Raw genomic sequence first — 18296 nt, 5'->3', positions numbered from 1 at the left:
AATGGTAAAGGTTTATAGTAAGGCACTTGATCAATCCATTGAAATAAATCGTATTCTTGGACAGTTGGAGGGTGATACAGCCGGGCCCACTTTAATTTTCACGGCAGGAATTCACGGTAATGAGCCATCTGGCGTTTTCGCATTGGTCAAGGTGCTTGATGATATTAAATCAAAGAATATAGATGTTCGAGGAAAGATATATGCCATTGCCGGCAATGTTTCTGCCCTTGAACAGGGCGTACGATATCATCGGGAAGACCTGAATCGTATGTGGAAAGAAGAAAGTGTCAAATGGCTTTTAAAAGAAGACAATATCAATAGAAATGAAGAAGACTACGAACAATATCAACTTTATAAAATAATTTCTCAAATTTTAGAAGAAGATAAAGGACCCTTCTATTTTGTTGATCTGCATACCACCTCAAGCCCAACAAAACCCTTTATTACGGTTAACGACACACTACTGAATCGAAAGTTCACAGAACAATACCCGGTACCTTTACTTTTAGGGATTGAAGAATTTCTGGATGGCACCTTGTTAAATTATATCAATCAACTTGGCTACGTAGCCTTTGGGTTTGAATCTGGACAGCATGATGCTCTTTGTTCCATAGAAAACCATACCGCATTTGTATACCTCACATTAATCTATAGTGGTGCGATTCTTAAAACCGACATAGATTTTAATTCCTATTATACAATTCTTGACCGTTCAACCAATGATTTGTACAATGCATATGAAATTGTACACCATCACAAAATTGGACATGATGAAGATTTCTGCACAAAACCGGGTTTTACAAATTTTGAGCCGGTAAAAAGAGGGCAACAGATCGCTACCAGTGATTCGAAACAAGTATATACACCTATTGATGGAAATATCTTCATGCCTTTATACCAAAAAAAGGGAGAAGATGGCTTTTTTATTATCAGGCACATACCTCCCATCTTTCTTTCCGTTTCCTCATTATTTAGAAAAATGCACCTGGATCATATGCTTACCTTATTACCAGGCGTTTCCTGGGTATCAGACCAGAAAGATGCATTAAGGGTAGACCTAAGGATAGCGAAATTCTTGGCAAAAAAACTTTTTCATTTATTGGGATATAGAAGTAGACAGGTCGATAAAAATTTCCTAATAGTAAAAAACAGGGAGGCGATCTCCAAAAACAAGGAGTATAGAAATTCAACTTGGTATCGCAACACATTTTAAGCGACTCATAACCTCATCCAATAAAAATTTGAAATTCAGGCATGATTTAAATCATTAGCCAAAAAACATACAATCAATAACTTGGCATGAGCAACCACAATTAAATATGATTACCGGACAATATAGCTAAAACAAATTATCTGAATAAAAATATTATACCAATGAACTACTATTTTTCTACCGAACTAATTAACTTGACGTTTGAGGAAGCAATCTTAAAAACAAAAGAGGCATTAAAAAAAGAAGGTTTTGGAGTTTTGACCGAAATAGATATGAAAAATACACTAAAGCAAAAACTGGATGTTGATATCCTAAAATATAAAATTCTTGGGGCCTGCAATCCATCTATGGCCTATCAGGCGCTCCAGGTAGAAAATAAAATCGGCACCATGCTACCTTGTAATGTCATCGTTCAAGAGAAAGGGCAAGGAAACATAGAAATAGCAGCCGTAGATCCAGCTGCTTCCATGCAAGCTATAAAAAACGATGCACTTGTTTCGATAGCGAAAAAGGTACGTGCAAAACTTGAACAGGTAATTCAAAACCTAGCAAATGAATAAGTTCAAGGCCAATCAAACACCTTAAACCTAACACACCATTAACGTAGACGAATATAGCTGATGAATTCTTCGTTTATTTAAAGGTATATCAACATACTGACCAAGATCATTTTAATATATTTTATTGATAATTAACTTACTAGTTAAACTAGTAGGATAAATAAAGATGAAAACCTCAGTAGAAAATAATTTATGCCAAAGTTGTGGTATGCCCATGTACCACTTGTCTGATTTTGGTACCAACGAAGACGACACTATAAATACAGATTATTGCCATTTCTGTTTTATTAAAGGAATATTCATTGACCATGGTATTAGCTTGGAACAAAAAATTTAAAGTAATTTAGAAAACGCCCATAAGTCAAGTAGGACACTATAGGAAACCACACATGTAGCGCTCTAAACTCCTCAAGCCATTATAGAATTATATAGTTTACATTTAGTTCTCGAGCTAAAAATTGTTTTTCCATGAATGTTGAAATAATCTTATAGTTCACCCTCTTTTGTTAGACTATGAAAATTGAAAAGCTTGGATTCAAATAAAATAGCACTATACCCATCATTAAATGCCTCTTCTTTATTTCTATTTAAACTTTATGAAATAATAGAAGAAAGGACTATGATAGAACAACTTTGTGTGCTTCGTCTTGCTAAAATCAGCTGCCGTATTTAATTAAGATTGCCATCTGACCGGCATGATGGTTAGTATGGGATACAATTCGCCCAAAAGCCTCCGCTTTTGTCTTTGTCCCGAATTCTTCAGTGGTCACCAGGGTTTCCCAATCCATTTCCTCTTGCCGTTCCACAATAGCTTTTAGGGTATTAAATGAATAATAAACATAGTCATTAAGTTCAGAAAGATTGGTCCATTCACCCGTATCGGTTGAAGCTATTACCGTTTTAGCTATTACCTTAACTCCAGATGCACCAAAAACGTTCTTTGCAAAGAGTAGTTCTACGTCACCAATATGCCTAATAAGAAAACCGACACTATTTACAGAAGGTGGCAGCTTCTTCTTCAAATCTTCCTCTTTGAGTCTTTCAAGTTGATTGGTAAAACGTGTTCTTGCTTCTATCCAAAGTTCCAGGAATAATTGTGTTTTTGATTTCATCTATTATGGACTAAATATCCCTTATACTTTTGAAGCCCTAAATTAACCATTTCAATAGCGGCCGCACTAGTCATGGTAGCCCCAGAGATACCATCGACATATACACCATCATCCATCCTTTTCTCCATATTTTGTTGAAGGGTAAAGGAATTCTTATCTAAGTCTATTTTTGTTCCTACAAACTGATTTTCGAAAGCTCTTTGTTCCATGGCCGATCCATAACCATATGTTTCTGACTTATGGTCAAATTCAATCTTTTTGATTTCCAAAGTCTTTATATTAACCAACACCTTTGCCCAAATAGCCCCTCCAAATCCTTTTCCCCGTATAGTTAAAATAGCGGTATCAGTATTTTTCACTTCAAATATTGGCACAGCATCTACGGTATTGGATTTTATTAACTCCTTATACAATCTAATACCTTCGTTCATGTCAATATCCGTTATAGTTCCCTTCTCATCAATTTTTTTATATGCAATTAATGTGTTCATATCACTATTATAAGAAAAAGTAGAATCGGCAAAACTTACTATTTCCTTTTGAACTGCTGATAAGCCCTCCTTTTTCGGCAAATCTTGTATAGTATTTTCGCTATCAGGCATATTTACCTTAGGTTCTTCCTTACAGCTAATAAATAAAATAATAAGCGAACCAATAATCCAAAATGCCCTCATAATTAAGTTTTTAGTCGATGAAAATGGTAAACCATTAATCTTTTTTGGTAGAAATAATTGCTGTTATAACAAGTCCCAAACCTATGCCAGATAGAATACATGCAATCATAATAAGTGGCGAGCTTTGCAAAAAAGCAATTCCTACACCCACTCCCACCATGGTCATTCCACCTATTGCCCAAGTACTTTTATCATTCTTGTTTTTCATGATACATTGTATATATACTAAGTTTTAGTTGGTCAACATTCCTCCATCGACTATGTGCATACAACCTGTAATCATTTTACTATCCTCTGAGGCTAAGAAAAGGGCCATTTGTGCTATTTCATTTGAATCCACATATCGACCAAAAGGAATCGTAGCTTCAAAACCTTTAAGAACCTCCCCAGGGTTTTCTGGTGAAATGTCTTTTTCTATCCTCCTCATCATTTCATTGTTTACCGGTCCCGGATGAATGGTATTTACTCTTATTTTATTAGAAGTAAACTCAAGAGCTGCAACTCTCATTATGCCAATAATAGCATGTTTAGTGGCTACATAGGCTCCCAATCCCGCAAAACCCTTTAGCCCGGCTACTGAGGAAGTAATCATCACACTTCCTCCAACCGTCATTTTAGGAACAACATATTTGCAACCATACCAAACCCCTTTTAAGTTTACGTCAATAACATTGTCAAAAATATCATCAGGATATTCCACTATAGGCTTTGAAGTTCCTTCTATACCAGCATTTGCAAAAAAGATATCTATCTTATTATGGACTTCCAAAGTATATGCCACCAACTTTTGGTTTTCCTTGGGTTTGGAAACATCAACGACACAATACGACAAGTTCTCCTGATCTATTTCTAAACTAGCCTTCTCCAAGGCTTCTTTGCTAATATCAGCAATGACCACCATGGCACCTTGGTCCAAAAACAATTTTGCAGTTGCTTTTCCTATTCCTCCTGCTCCACCCGTAATAATGGCTACTTTATCCTGTAATCGTCCCATAAACTATTTTTCTTTAGAAATCTGATTTAACTCTTAGATGGAATCCCTTTTTTAATTTTTTAATCCTAGTTTTCGTATTTCCCATCCTTGATCTTTATTATGGATAGCAACAAGATTTTCCGCTAAATATTTTGCTCCAATTGTAGGTACTTGATATCGTTTTTTGGTCATAAGGATATTATGCCGACGTTCAAAATATTCGTCTATTTCTCCAGAGGCATCCAGCAACACATCAAAAAACTTAAACTCGTAAATATCAAGTTTGAACTCGTTTTTACCTTTCAATGTCTTATCGAATAGGACCCCAGTGGTGTAGCCATTCTTAAAAGGGAAAACGTTCAAAAACTGGGGTTCTATGATTGTGTTTCCTTTTGTGTCCATAAATCCATAAACGGGAATACCATCCTCCACATTCTTTGTAATTACACATCTACCCTCTCGAAACATGGGATAACGCACTCCTGAAATATCGGACTTGGAGGTATCAGCATCATCGTTCCAATAAACATCATTTCTAAAGTCAATTACCAAAGTTCCGTTCTCATCAATGAACCCCCACTTTTCACCTTGCCTAACTGCTGCCAACCCCTCACTAAAAGGGGCTATTTCATCAATACCCTTTAGCTCTTGCGATGGCAATGCTAAAGGAAACATCATCAAAAAAGTCAATAATAATAGTTTCGTTATCATAATTTATATTTTAACATTCGTTTAAAATTAATACCGTTATAAGCACCTTGAAATGACCAAAGTCATTATGCATTAAGGTGAAAACTTCTTTGCTGCTTAAAACATTATATTCGAATAAATCATGCTTTTTAATTCCTTTGGCAAGCTGCCACGTATATCTTCCAATTCACCCAACGATACATATTTTCTTATGTAAATAAAGGTGGTATCAACATATCTTTCGGCAGTATCATCGCTATATTCAAAGTCATTGTACTGGGTGGGCCCATCATGAGCGCGAACCAAATCCAAAAAATCGGCCATGTTTTTAATTTTAGGCTTTTTCTTTTTCAAGGACCATCCGTTTACATAGACCGCCTTCAAGAACATAGGCAGTTGTGCAATAAACTGTAAAGATTCTTCAGCCGGAATAATATCTCTGAGCGCATGCATGATGGAAGCGAAAATACGCCCCGCTTTTTCAAGGTCATTGGGCATATTCATCTCCTTGGCATAATCCTCTAGAAAGGTAGTGCCTTCTGTAGCGTATTGGTTAAAATTAAGAGCCATGAGAGTATATTTTAAAATGAAACACAAAATTTATAATTAGTGAACGACCCTGAAATGATTTAAATCATTTTACCAAGTAGGAGGCCACTATACTTTTGTTTATGAATCAAAATATGCTTGTTATGACCGTAAATATTCAATATGTGGACATGCCGGGAAGTGAGTCCTTAAGTGCTATAGTAACCAGAAACCTTCATAAACTAGCGCATAAATATCAATTCATAATCCGCGGGGATGTTTATTTCAAGTTAGGTCAAGGAACAGATGGTAGCGATAAAATTTGCGAAATACAGTTGAGCGTTCCTGGTCCACAAATTTTTGCAAAAACCATTGAAAACAATTTTGAAAAATCCGCAGCAGAAACTATTGGTGATTTAGAGCGTCAGTTAAGAAAACGCAAGGAAAAATTCAATAAACATAAAAAAGCCATTTAGTTAGTATGAAAAGAATTTTGGTGCCCGTAGATTTTTCCGAGACCTCCTCTTATGCCTTGGAGATTGCAGCGCAAATTGCAAAAAGGCAACAGGCAGAAATTGTAGTGCTGCATATGCTGGGGCTTTCAGAGGCCGTGTTGTCTAAAAATGAAATACAGGAATACGAAGAGGCCAGATATTATATGGAACTTGCTAAAAAGCGTTTCATGCCTTTTTTGGACAAACCGTATTTGAAAAATGTTAGAATAAGGGAAATTGTTCAAAACTATAAGATTTTTAATGAGTTCAACGCGTTGGCCCAAGAACAAAAGATTGATTTAATAGTCATGGGGTCACACGGCACTAGTGGAATAAGTGAAGTATTGGTTGGGTCAAATACTGAGAAGGTAGTGCGTACTTCAAATGTGCCGGTGCTCGTAGTAAAGATGAAAAACCCGGATTTTAAGATCGAAAAAGTGCTTTTTGCTTGTGACTTTTCTGAAGATGTTATATTGGCATTTAAGAATATTCAGGCTTTTACAAATGGTTTTTCCGCAAAATTAAAACTCATTTATATCAACACGCCATATATTGGTTTTAAAAGCACCAATGAAATCGAAGAAAAAATCGCAAAATTCTTTTTTAAATCCAATAATGTATCACAAGATGTGGTAATATATGATGACTACACAGTTGAGCAAGGTTTATTGAATTATTCCAAAAAAGGCAATTTTGATCTACTTGCCATACCTACTCACGGCAGAAAGCCTTTTTTACACTTTTTATTAGGTGGTAGAAGTATAGGTGAGGATGTTGCCAACCATGCCAATCTACCTGTTCTCACCATTAAAATCTAAATCCTGAAATAATTCCATACAAAGCAAAACTATTCAAGCTATTTCAACAACAAGTCAAGCTTAGCCAAAATTATTAGTTCTGATTTGTTTTTTCCCGCAAAAGAATTAGCTACCGCTCTTGCGGTTTTTTTGGCCGTAGTCTTTATTTCCTCCGTAAAGGCATGTGGGTGTTCTTTATAAAATTCCTTGAATTCGTCAAAACATTCCTCACTGCTTTTTGTATACTCCATGAGTACATCGAAAACAATTTCTATTTGGTTTGCGGAATCGGTTCCAAACCTATCTGTAAAGTCATCTAAAGACAGCCAATCTTCCCTTACAATTTCTTTTAATTTATCCCATTCCTTAACATGAACGCTACCGTCACTAATCGCTACGGCATAAAATAATTTGCCTAAACTTTCATAGAGCTTGTTCATTGTTCTTGCTGTATTTTTCATCCTTTCTCTTTTTTAAACACTTAAATGTATTACATGGGCCATAGTTAATAAATGACAAAAATCAGTCTAATCTCTTTATATTTGATTTATGCATGTTTTCAAGAAAAACAGTAATATTTTTAACCTACTTTCAGAAGGGGTTTCAGAAGGTGTAATTGTCATAAATGAAGAGCAGACAATTGTAGCGACCAATTCTTCAGCCGAGGAAATGTTTGGATATGGAAAAGAAGAACTCATTGGAAAACCTTTAAAAATTCTAATCCCAAATCGATTCCACAACCACCACGAAACCCATGTTCAAAATTTTATTGCCAAAGGTGAAAAACGCCAAATGGGCCATGGAAGGGATTTACATGGTGTTTGTAAAAATGGCCACGAGTTTCCCGTTGAGGCAGGTTTAAACCCATTTGAACTGTATGGTGCTACCTACACCATGGCACTGGTCATTGATATTACGGAACGTAAGAGAATAGAGAAAGAACTTAGCCTCTGGGCACGCATTTTTGATGAAACCCTGAATGAAATTTATGTTTTTGATATTGATAGTCTCAGATTCATCAACGTAAATAAGGAAGCTCAGCGAAATTTAGGATATAACATGCAGGAACTGGCGGAGATGACACCTTTGGACATTAAACCTGACCTCAAACTTTCAGAATTTAGGTCTTTGGCTAAACCACTATTGGAAGATGCGATGGGCAAAGTAGATTTTGAGACCAAGCATCTAAGAAAGGATGGTACATTATATCCGGTAGAAGTCCACCTCCAACTTTCCCTAATGGGGGAGAAGAAAGTCTTTTTTGCAATCATTTTGGATATAACCGAACGCAAAGGATATACTGAAAAACTTGAAAAAACGGTAGAGGAGCGAACAAGGCAGTTAACAAAAGCCTTGGCCAAGGAAAAAGAACTCAATGAATTAAAAACACGATTCCTATCCCTCGTTTCCCATGAATTCAAAACTCCTTTGAGCAGTATTTTAACATCCATTACTTTGTTGGGAAAATATACCGAAACAGAACAACAGGAAAAACGTGATAAACACGTAAATACTATAAAAAACAAAGTAAAATACCTGAACGCCATTCTAAACGATTTTTTATCTGTAGAACGCTTGGAGTCCGGAAAGGTGAACTATAAAAACGAAATCTTTCCTTTGAGTAAAGTAGTGAATGAAGTAATCTATAACGCTAACATGTTACTCAAATCCGGACAGAAAATTCAGTATCCCGATAACATAGATGAAGCTATCGTCTTTTTTGATGAAAAGACATTGGAATTGGCACTTTCCAACTTGGTACATAATGCCATTAAATATTCCCCAGAGGATTCCATTATCGATTTAAAATTGGAAATTGAGGAGGAATTCGTTGTTATTAAAGTCATCGATGAAGGAATTGGAATTCCAGAAGAAGATCAAAAACATATATTTGACCGGTATTTTAGAGCGGAGAATGCCTTGGTTACGCAGGGTACAGGAATCGGTCTGAATATCTCAAAACAGCACCTTGAAAACTTGGGGGCAAGTCTTGAATTCTCCAGTAAGATAAATGTTGGCTCTACCTTTGTTTTGCGAATCCCCAAAAACTTAATCCCAATTAGAAAATGAAACAAATTCTATTAATTGAGGATGATAAGGCACTTAGAGAGAATACTGAGGAGCTCTTAGAGCTTTCGGGTTACTCGGTACTAACTGCTTCAAATGGACAAATAGGTATACAATTCGCAAAGAAAAACCTACCGGACATCATTATTTGCGACATAATGATGCCATTAATAGATGGATATGGAGTTTTGGAGGAATTATCTTCCGATGAAAAAACTAAACATATCCCATTTATTTTCCTATCCGCGAAAACAGAGCATAAGGAAATCAGAAAAGGAATGGATCTCGGTGCAGACGATTACCTAACCAAGCCATTTGAAGAAGAAGAATTGATTAGTGCCATTGAAAGTAGATTGGCCAAGGCACAACTTTTAAACCGTATGCTCGATTCAGAAACTACGGAACAAGCGATTTCAAACGATGAAATGCGTACGTTACATGAACTTAAGAATTTTTTTGATGATAATGGCGAGATAGTGGAAGTTGATGCAGGTGCTATTATTTATAAGGAAGGTTCACGATCAAATAAAATATATCTTATCCTTAAGGGGTTGGTCAAAGGTCATTGTATGGATGCAGACGGTAAGGAACTCACAACATCATTGTATAAAGCAGATGATTTCCTAGGTTTTACCTCTTTTTTAAACAATATCCCTTATCAGGAATCCGCAACGGCTTTGGAGCAAGTGAAGCTTGCCGGTATTTCCAAAGAAAACCTAATGGAGATTTTAGGAAAAAATAAAGATGTATCTATAGAGCTAATGGAGTTGTTCACTGAGAACATTTCCGTAATAAAAGCACAATTACTTCAAATGGCCTACAGCTCTGTACGCAAGAAAACGGCTCAAACGTTATTACAGTTCGCGGAAATCATGCAAACAAAAACTGACGAGCCTATTAAAATTTCCAGAAACGATCTTGCCAGTGTGGCAGGAATAGCTCCGGAAAGTCTAATACGCACCCTTTCCGGTTTTAAAAAAGAGGGACTAATCACCATTGAGGGTCGTAACATCAAAATCTTGGAGCTTGAGGCTTTACAATATGTCGATTAGTCTTTATGATTGCAAAATCATAACAATGAATAATCTGACAAATATCATATAGTAGGTTTACTCAATGGTCTATTTTTGTGTACCAGACCAATTTAATGAAGCATATTTTAATACCCACAGACTTCTCCGAAAATTCTTGGAACGCACTAGAATATGCGATATATTTTTTTAAAAATGAGAATTGTAGCTTTTATATACTGCATGTTGGAGAATTGAGCAACTCAGAAATCAAGAATAATTCCTTTGTATTTCCTCGAAAAACTTCAAGTCCTGTCATACGGGAGAAATTGAAATCACTCTTCGAAAGAATTGCCGATGTATCTACAAATGACAAACACCATTTTTTGGCACTTCAAGATTATGGGAATTTTATAGATATTGTGCGTAAGACAGTGGAAGCAAAGAAAATAGATCTTATAGTGATGGGTACTAAAGGTGCTTCTGGTATAATGGAAACCATTGTAGGTAGTAATACCGGGGATGTTATTACCAAAGTGCTTTGTAATGTATTGGTCATACCTGAAAACGCTTCATTCATTACCCCTCAAAAAATTGCCTTCCCTACAGATTACAATCTGTATTACACCTATCCCATTTTAAAAACCATTACAGAACTATTACGCATTACAAATGCCAACCTCCAGGTTTTTAATGTGGAACAATTTAGTATCCCATTAACTGACCAACAAGAAAAAAATAAAGACTACTTGAAAGATTATTTGGAAGAGACATTTCCTAAATCACATAGTTTTTACAGTGTAAAAAGCAAGGATGTAAAATCCAGCATCCTAAATTTTGTTTCTGATAACCAGATTAATATGTTAACCATGGTCGCCAAGAACCTAAATTTCCTTCAACAAATCCTATTTGACACTACTATCGAAAAACTTAGTTTTCACACCACCATACCAATGTTGGTATTACATGAATAACTAACACTATTTTGATTACTGCGATAGCATACCGTTAGTTTGATTTCACACCTATCTCCTAAGAAGTATTTTTAAAATTATCATTCTTCAAAAGTTATTAACGTATTTAGATTCAAAAAGTTGGTCGTACGTCCCCTTAATTCGATTTGACATAAGCACTACAAATACCAACAAAAAATGATGGGTTTAAAAGGCAATTCTTTAAACCAACCTTATATGTAAAAAGCTACTAGAATTGAACTTGGGCAGTGTTTTGAAGTGAAATGGTGCTAGCATTGTAAATATAAACCCTAAGGTGATTAAAATTACCCGGGTTGAGCACTAATGCAATATTCAATTAATTTCCGCAAGGACCGGAATGTAGCTCTAATTATTCAAAATCTGATAAGAAAAAAGTTAGGTGATTTTATCAAGCTGACGAATTTTCACCGAGTTCTAGGTTCCGTAGTCCCAATTTATTCAAAATTTAAAAACCCCCTTTACCGCATGACCTTAATCATTTGATAACATCTGGATCACAAATACCTTTAAGTAAAACATTTCGGAAATGAAAAATATACTGATACCAACAGATTTCTCGGAAAACGCTTGGAATGCCATTATTTATGGATTGGAGTTATTCAATAAAACGTCTTGTACATTTTATATAGTAAACGTTCACCCAATAGCTGCATATTCTGGTGGTGAGCCAGCGATGTATGTTTCTCCTCAAATACTTGAAGATAGTATTTTAAAGGAAAGCAAAGAAAAGATGAGCCACTTGATCAAAAGAGTGGAACATCTTCCAATAAACACAAGACATACATTTAAGACTGAGGTTTCTTATGGTTTTTTTACAGATCACATAAAAAAAGAAGTCATAGACAAAAATATTGACTTGATTATAATGGGAACAAAAGGAGCCACAGGATTAAAGGCCATTTCTATGGGTAGCAATACGGGTGATGTAATTACAAAAGTACCCTGTGCCGTTTTGGCGGTACCTGAAAATGCGAAGTATAGTAGACCTAAGGAAATAGGCTTTCCAACAGACTTTCAATTGGGCTATAATTGGAAAGTAATGCAAAATATAAAGGAGCTGATCATAACACATAATTCGGCCTTGCGGTTTTTATATGTTTCGACCAATGAAGAACGATTTAGTGAACAACAACAAAAGAATCGACAATTTTTAGAGGATTATTTTACGGGTATCGAAATCTCTTTCCACACCCTTACAGGAAAAAAATTAGACGAAACCATTCAAAATTTCATTGAATGTCGCGATCTGGATATGATTGTAATGGTGGCCAAGCATTTGAATTTTATAGAACGAATTCTTTTTAGGCCTACGGTTGAAAAAGTTAGCTACCACACAACAATTCCATTTTTAGTGCTTCACGATTAAACCTTCAAAAAACTCCATTGTATTTGTTCAGGTATAATGTTCGTAATTCTTAAGTAAAAAAATAAAAACTCATAGTAAACAATATGCTATCATGGACAAAAGAATATTAATTCCTACGGATTTTTCAAAAAATGCATTAAACGCTGCTAGATATGCACTTGACCTTTATTCGAAATTGAATTGTGAATTCTACTTTCTAAACGTTTTCAGCTTGGACGGCTATACGACCAAATCACTATCTTTTCCTGAACCTGATAGCGCGGAATACAGGACTGCCCAAGCAAAATCCCATGATTCTTTTCTAAAACTCTTGGATATGTTGAAGCTACATAACGACAATCCCAAACATGCCTTTCATACAATTTCCACCTTTAATTATCTTTCTGAAGCGATAAAGCGTACAATTGCTGAAAAAGACATTGATTTAATAGTATTGGGTACCCAAGGAGCTTCTGGAACAAAGGGCGTCATTTTTGGAAGCAATACCGTAAAAGCAATGGAAAAGATTAGAGAATGCCCGGTTATGGCCGTACCCAAAAACGTACAGTTTTCTATCCCAAAAGAAATTGTTTTTCCAACAAATTATAAAGCCACTTTTAAACGACGGAAACTTAGCTACCTTATTGAGATTGCAAAAATGTTTGAATCAACTGTAAGAGTGTTATATGTAAGTAAAAAACATGATTTAACTGAACTACAAGAAAGCAATAAGCAATTATTGCATGCTATTATGGAACCAATAAAGCATGACTTTCATAACCTAACTGAAAATGACGTAGCAGAAGGCATAACTTCATTTGTTGAAAGTAGAAATAGCGATATGATTGCATTTATAAATCACAAGCACTTTTTCTTCAATAGTGTCTTTTCCAAACCATTGGTGAAGGAAATTGGTTATAAGGCCATAGTACCAATCTTGGCCCTACACTGAAATCAAAATTCTTTTTTAAAAAGTGAGTTAAGTTTATATAGAATACTGTAAACAAATTTGAAATACCCACTAGCAAAGCAAAGAAACTGTTGCCTTGGTGCGATTAAGTACTTTAAGAGCTACAAAATAAATTTCATTTTAGCCCGTAACAACTAAAATTCCAATTAATCTTTTCGCAATCTAAAATAAACCAATAATTACATTTAAATTATGGTCGATTTTGACACTATATTTAATTCGTAAAAACGGTCCTACCAAAACAAACCTTAAATGAAAACTATTTCCATTATCAAAAAAAACATATTTCATATTCTATTTGTCTCCCTTTTTACAACAACCCTGAATGCTCAAAATTCATCTAATACATACCAGGATTTGACCGCTTTTTTTAAGGAGTGGAGAACCTTTGAAAACCCTCCTTTACGGGATGGCGCACCGGATTACACCCAGGAAACCTTTGACAAAAGGTGGCCGGCATTCCAAACCCTTCATAAAAAGCTGCTAGAGATGGATACCACAGACTGGTCCATACCGCATCAGGTAGATTGGCGTATCGTAAACGCCGAAATGAACGGGTACGACTTTAACCACCGCATCCTGAAACCCTGGCAGCGCGACCCCGCCTTTTATGCCACCATTTGGACGGCCCGCAGCGATGTTCCCGCGCACGAAGGCCCAACCCATCATGCCATCATAGATCTTTGGACCTATGAGTTTCCGTTGAACAAGGAACAACGCACCAAATTATTGGCACAACTAGAGGTCATTCCACCCTTGAACGAACAGGCGAAACTGAACCTGACAGGGAATGCCAAGGACCTTTGGATTGCCGGAATTCGCGATATTAAAACCCAGAGCAAAAACCTAGAAGACATGAAGGAGCTCCCCGGAATATCAAAGGACCGAAAATTAATAAAGGCCATTGAAGAAGCGATTGCCTCTACGGACAACTTGGCAAGTTGGTTGGAAGCCGAGGCATCAACCAAAACGGGTCCGTCGGGTATCGGGAAGGAAAATTATACCTGGTACCTACAAAACGTTCATTTGGTTCCTTTGACCTGGGAAGATGAAGTCATGATCTTAAAACGGGAACTTTCCCGAGCTTGGTCGGCCTTAAAACTCGAGGAGCATCGGAATAGAAACCTCCCTGAATTGACGGATGCCAATTCCCCAGAGGAATACGACCGTCGTGCCAAAGCTGCCGCCAAAAGCCTCCTTGATTTTCTGGACAAAAATGAAATGGTCACGGTAAAGGATTATTTTGAACCGGCGTTAGATGCACATCTTGGTGCGTTCGTACCCCGTGAAACGCGTAACTTCTTCTGGATTACCGCACATTATGACCAGCGGCCCCTCTACTCCCATTTTTACCATTGGTTTGAATTGGCACGTATGGACACTGAACCGCATGCCAGTGAAATCAGGCGAACGCCCCTCTTGTACAATATTTTCGACTCCCGTAACGAAGGTACGGCCACGGCCGTAGAGGAGATGTTCATGGATGCGGGACTGTATGACGATTCCCCGCGTTCCAGGGAAATCGTCTATATTATGATAGCCCAGCGCGCAGCCCGGGGATTGGGTTCCCTGTATGCCCATGCCAATATCATGACCATGGAGGAGGCCGGGGGCATTCATTCAGAACATACCCCACGGGGCTGGATGAAGACAGAAAAGGAATTGTTGCTTTTTGAACAACATCTATATCTACGGCAGCCCGGCTACGGCACCAGCTACATCACCGGAAAATACCTGTTGGAAAATACCATGGCCGAGTATGCAAGAATGAAGGAAGCAAATAACGAGCCTTTTGAAATGCGCGCCTTCTTTGACGAATTGAATTCAGTGGGAAGTATTCCTATTTCCTTGGGCCGATGGCAAATGACAGGCGTGGAAAATTACTTGGGGCAGGAATAGTGGCAACCATCGAATCCATTTCGTAATGTCCGATGCCAACCCGAAAAAATTAGCCCGTCAAATGGGTATTTTGGCCCTTACCGCTACGGGGGTCTGTTCCATGTTGGGTGCCTCCATCAACGTGGTGCCCTTTATGATCCAGCGAAATGTTCCTGGTATTGGGCCCTACGTGCTCCCGGCCTTTGCCTTTGCGGCCATACCGGCACTGTTTGCAGCTTTGGCCTATGGGATTTTGGGTTCGGCCATGCCACGTGCCGGAGGTAGCTACATTTACGCCAGCAGAGGTCTTAACCCTTATCTAGGTTTTATTGCCAGTTTTTCGCAGTGGTTCGGACTTTCGATTGTCATTGGGGTCATTGCCTATGTGACCGTTCCCTTCATCAGGGACGTAACCCTCGCCTTGGGTTGGGAAGAAATCTCCCAAAGTTTAGAAATTGGATGGATCCGGGTATCCATCGCTTTGAGTCTCATTTGGGCCTTTGTGGCCATCAACATCCAAGGCATTAAAAGTTACGAACGCATTGTCCTGCCCATGATGTTCCTCATGTTCGGTTTGGGGGGTATCGTCATCGTTGCCGGATTGATCTACGACGCATCTGATTTTCTATTGGCCCTTGAAAACAAGGCCGGAACCACTTTTCAGCCCACCGAACAGACCGATTTTGACTGGCGCATCTTCTTATCGGCCGCTGCCCTATTGTTCTCCAGTTTTATCGGGTTCGACTCCATCGCCCAGGCAGGTGGGGAGGCCAAAAACCCGACAAAATCACTACCCACGGCCATTCTTTTGGCCATTTTAGGAGTAGGGTTGTTTTACTTTTTGTTCGCAGCATCGGTATACCACATCGTTCCGTGGAGCTATGTGGCCCAGGAAGCCATGAGTAAGGACATTTCCGCACCGGGCCTTTTAAGTTATGTATTGCCCTCTGGTCTGGGAATCGCCATTTTGGCCGGAGCTGCGATTGCACTTATAAATGATCTACCTGCCATGCTTTTGTCCGTCTCCAGATTGATGTTCGCTTGGGCAAAGGACGGTATTTTTCCCAAGGCCGTTTCCAAAATACACCCTAAAAACCGAACCCCGCACGTTGCCCTTTGGGCGGCAGGAGGCATGGCCAGCATCGGGGTATTGGGCTCCCATTTTGCGGGCGATTTCTTTTTAGGTATCGATATCATGGTCACTTCCATGATGGTGAATTTTTTGTTGATGTGCATCACCCTGGTTTCCATCGGAAAACTAAATCCTGAAATTGCAAAGAGAATCGGTGTCCTAAAAAATAGGACGATGCAGCTTCTGATAGGCTGGATGGGTATTGTATCGCTATCGGCCTTTTTGATCATCCATACCTATAAGGATATGACCGCGGATACCACCGAATGGTATTTTCACTCCACTCCCATTTGGTTGATCGTTATGGGTGTGGCAAGTGCTATCTTTGTATATAATTGGGTCCGACTCACAAAAAATGAACCTGATTTAAAAAAACGATTTTTACAACTCCCCGAAGAATAAATAATGCATACAACAATAGAATTAGCCGATGGTTTTGAGATTTCACGTGTAGTGACCGGACTTTGGCAAATTGCCGATATGGAACGACACGGAACCACTTTAGACTCCGTGGAAACCGCTAAATACATGCAACCGTATCTGGATGCCGGCCTTACCTCCTTTGATATGGCCGACCATTACGGCTCCAGCGAAATCATTTCGGGTACTTTTAAAAACAACCTTGCCGAAAAAAACAAAGTGCAACTTTTTACCAAATGGGTACCCAAACCGGGCAAAATTACGAGGGAAGAAGTTCGCGAAGCGGTAAACACCGCCTTGGAAAGGATGCAGCAAACATCCATAGACCTCATGCAATTTCATGCTTGGTACTATCCGGATCCCAGCTGGCTGGACGGACTTTTCTATTTAAAGGAACTAAAGGACGAAGGGCTCATAAAACATTTGGGCGTTACCAATTTCGATGCGGCCCATTTACGTATTGCCCTTGCAAGCGGAATCCCTATTGTGAGTAATCAGGTGTGTCATTCCTTGATCGATCAGCGTGCCCTAGGAAACATGACCGCGGTCTGTAGGCAATACAATGTTAAACTATTGGCCTTTGGTACATTGGCGGGCGGATTTCTGACCGATGCCTGGTTAGGCAAACCCGAGCCCAAACAAGCGGAATTGAACACCTGGTCACAAATGAAATACAAGCGCTTCATAGACGCCGCCGGAGGATGGGAAGCCTATCAGCACGTGCTAAAAACCGTACGCACGGTGGCGGACAAACACAAGGCCTCCATTGCCAATATCGCTACTAGGTACATCCTTGAGAATCCGGCCGTTGCCGCTGTAATCGTTGGGGCGCGGTTGGGTAAAAGTGAACACATACACGACAACCGAAACATGTTGGACATCACCTTGGACCCTTCCGATATGGAAACCATCAAAAATGCCTTAAAGAAATTACAAATGATTCCTGGCGACTGTGGGGACGAATACAGAAAACCACCATTTTTAACGGCATCCGGCGACCTCAGCGACCACTTGGAAACCATACCAAAGGCATTTACCCCAGTTAAAACCGGACACAATCGCGAACAGATTTTTAGCGGCACGGAATGGGAGGAATATGCGGGATACTGCAGGGCCGTAAAAGTGGATAACAGGATCCATGTATCGGGGACGACCGCCACCCATGGCAGCCTGAGAATAGGCGGAAACGACCCAGCCGCTCAAACCCATTTCATCATCGATAAAATTGAAGGCGCCATAACCTCTTTTGGGGGTACCTTGGCCGATGTAATCCGTACCCGAATTTTTGTAAACGAGTTATCCGATTGGGAAGCTGTGGCCCGTGCCCATGGGGAGCGGTTTAAAGACATCAATCCGGCAAATACCTTGGTGGAGGCCAAATTGGTGGGCAAAGGCTATATGGTGGAAATTGAGGCCGAAGCGGTTTTAAGCCAATAAT

General features: G+C 38.6%; 20 protein-coding genes. 13 read left to right on the top strand and 7 right to left on the bottom strand.

The genetic code is table 11. The features are described 5' to 3' along the window. Position 1: 1 nt before the first annotated feature. The 3 genes from DZC72_RS08510 to DZC72_RS18100 all read left to right on the top strand — a co-directional run bounded on the left by DZC72_RS08510 (position 2) and on the right by DZC72_RS18100 (position 2110). Complete coding sequence (locus DZC72_RS08510; protein ID WP_125222401.1) at positions 2–1213, top strand: succinylglutamate desuccinylase/aspartoacylase family protein; 1212 nt, start codon at positions 2–4, stop codon at positions 1211–1213. A 161-nt stretch (positions 1214–1374) separates the two neighbouring features. Next, the gene (locus tag DZC72_RS08505; protein ID WP_125222400.1) at positions 1375–1773 is read left to right on the top strand and encodes a DUF302 domain-containing protein; all 399 of its coding nucleotides are present in this window, start codon (positions 1375–1377) and stop codon (positions 1771–1773) included. A 166-nt stretch (positions 1774–1939) separates the two neighbouring features. Continuing rightward, a complete protein-coding gene (locus tag DZC72_RS18100; RefSeq protein WP_125222399.1) occupies positions 1940–2110 on the top strand; it encodes a zinc ribbon domain-containing protein in 171 nt (56 codons plus the stop codon). A gap of 319 nt (positions 2111–2429) precedes the next feature. Here DZC72_RS18100 and DZC72_RS08495 read toward each other — a convergent pair whose 3' ends face one another. The 6 genes from DZC72_RS08495 to DZC72_RS08475 all read right to left on the bottom strand — a co-directional run bounded on the left by DZC72_RS08495 (position 2430) and on the right by DZC72_RS08475 (position 5792). Next, positions 2430–2885, bottom strand: coding sequence for a DinB family protein (locus tag DZC72_RS08495; RefSeq protein WP_125222398.1), 456 nt, complete (start codon positions 2883–2885; stop codon positions 2430–2432). Beyond that, positions 2882–3559 carry an FMN-binding protein gene (locus tag DZC72_RS08490; RefSeq protein ID WP_125222397.1) on the bottom strand — a complete coding sequence of 226 codons (678 nt, stop codon included), beginning with the start codon at positions 3557–3559 and terminating at the stop codon, positions 2882–2884. Before DZC72_RS08490 ends, DZC72_RS08495 begins: the two co-directional genes overlap by 4 nt. A gap of 34 nt (positions 3560–3593) precedes the next feature. Then, positions 3594–3767, bottom strand: a complete 174-nt coding sequence (locus DZC72_RS17750; protein WP_165869290.1) for a hypothetical protein — start codon at positions 3765–3767, stop codon at positions 3594–3596. 24 nt (positions 3768–3791) lie between these two features. Further along, entirely contained in the window at positions 3792–4553 is a 762-nt protein-coding gene (locus DZC72_RS08485; RefSeq protein ID WP_125222396.1) for an SDR family oxidoreductase, read from the bottom strand. 51 nt (positions 4554–4604) lie between these two features. Then, positions 4605–5243 carry a WG repeat-containing protein gene (locus DZC72_RS08480; protein WP_125222395.1) on the bottom strand — a complete coding sequence of 213 codons (639 nt, stop codon included), beginning with the start codon at positions 5241–5243 and terminating at the stop codon, positions 4605–4607. A 96-nt stretch (positions 5244–5339) separates the two neighbouring features. Beyond that, on the bottom strand, positions 5340–5792 hold the full coding sequence (locus DZC72_RS08475; RefSeq protein WP_125222394.1) for a DUF2267 domain-containing protein: 453 nt from the start codon (positions 5790–5792) through the stop codon (positions 5340–5342). Positions 5793–5914: 122 nt separating this feature from the next. Here DZC72_RS08475 and DZC72_RS08470 point away from each other — a divergent pair, with 122 nt between their 5' ends. Both DZC72_RS08470 and DZC72_RS08465 read left to right on the top strand, forming a co-directional pair. Next, on the top strand, positions 5915–6226 hold the full coding sequence (locus DZC72_RS08470) for an HPF/RaiA family ribosome-associated protein (RefSeq protein WP_125222393.1): 312 nt from the start codon (positions 5915–5917) through the stop codon (positions 6224–6226). A gap of 5 nt (positions 6227–6231) precedes the next feature. After that, positions 6232–7062 carry a universal stress protein gene (locus tag DZC72_RS08465; RefSeq protein ID WP_125222392.1) on the top strand — a complete coding sequence of 277 codons (831 nt, stop codon included), beginning with the start codon at positions 6232–6234 and terminating at the stop codon, positions 7060–7062. A gap of 38 nt (positions 7063–7100) precedes the next feature. Here DZC72_RS08465 and DZC72_RS08460 read toward each other — a convergent pair whose 3' ends face one another. Further along, positions 7101–7502 (bottom strand): hypothetical protein, encoded by a 402-nt coding sequence (locus DZC72_RS08460; RefSeq protein ID WP_125222391.1) that lies wholly within the window; start codon positions 7500–7502, stop codon positions 7101–7103. An 88-nt stretch (positions 7503–7590) separates the two neighbouring features. Between DZC72_RS08460 and DZC72_RS08455 the strand changes: the two genes are divergently transcribed. The 8 genes from DZC72_RS08455 (at position 7591) to DZC72_RS08420 (ending at position 18295) form a co-directional block, all read left to right on the top strand. After that, a complete protein-coding gene (locus tag DZC72_RS08455; RefSeq protein ID WP_125222390.1) occupies positions 7591–9111 on the top strand; it encodes a sensor histidine kinase in 1521 nt (506 codons plus the stop codon). Continuing rightward, entirely contained in the window at positions 9108–10160 is a 1053-nt protein-coding gene (locus DZC72_RS08450; RefSeq protein WP_125222389.1) for a response regulator, read from the top strand. The genes DZC72_RS08455 and DZC72_RS08450 overlap by 4 nt, the downstream gene beginning before the upstream one ends. 95 nt (positions 10161–10255) lie before the next feature. After that, positions 10256–11092 carry a universal stress protein gene (locus DZC72_RS08445; RefSeq protein ID WP_125222388.1) on the top strand — a complete coding sequence of 279 codons (837 nt, stop codon included), beginning with the start codon at positions 10256–10258 and terminating at the stop codon, positions 11090–11092. 547 nt (positions 11093–11639) lie between these two features. Next, positions 11640–12479: a universal stress protein gene (locus tag DZC72_RS08440; RefSeq protein ID WP_125222387.1), complete on the top strand. Its 840-nt coding sequence runs from the start codon at positions 11640–11642 to the stop codon at positions 12477–12479. A 91-nt stretch (positions 12480–12570) separates the two neighbouring features. Further along, positions 12571–13410, top strand: coding sequence for a universal stress protein (locus DZC72_RS08435; protein WP_125222386.1), 840 nt, complete (start codon positions 12571–12573; stop codon positions 13408–13410). Positions 13411–13680: 270 nt separating this feature from the next. Further along, positions 13681–15327 carry a DUF885 domain-containing protein gene (locus DZC72_RS08430; protein WP_125222385.1) on the top strand — a complete coding sequence of 549 codons (1647 nt, stop codon included), beginning with the start codon at positions 13681–13683 and terminating at the stop codon, positions 15325–15327. A gap of 25 nt (positions 15328–15352) precedes the next feature. Beyond that, positions 15353–16840, top strand: coding sequence for an APC family permease (locus DZC72_RS08425; RefSeq protein WP_125222384.1), 1488 nt, complete (start codon positions 15353–15355; stop codon positions 16838–16840). Between the two features lie 3 nt (positions 16841–16843). Continuing rightward, on the top strand, positions 16844–18295 hold the full coding sequence (locus tag DZC72_RS08420; protein WP_125222383.1) for an aldo/keto reductase: 1452 nt from the start codon (positions 16844–16846) through the stop codon (positions 18293–18295). The last annotated feature ends 1 nt before the right edge of the window (position 18296 follow it).

This window comes from Maribacter algicola (assembly GCF_003933245.1).
In the GTDB taxonomy this organism is placed as follows: Bacteria; Bacteroidota; Bacteroidia; order Flavobacteriales; family Flavobacteriaceae; genus Maribacter; species Maribacter algicola.
This window is presented reverse-complemented; position numbering and strand designations above follow the sequence as displayed.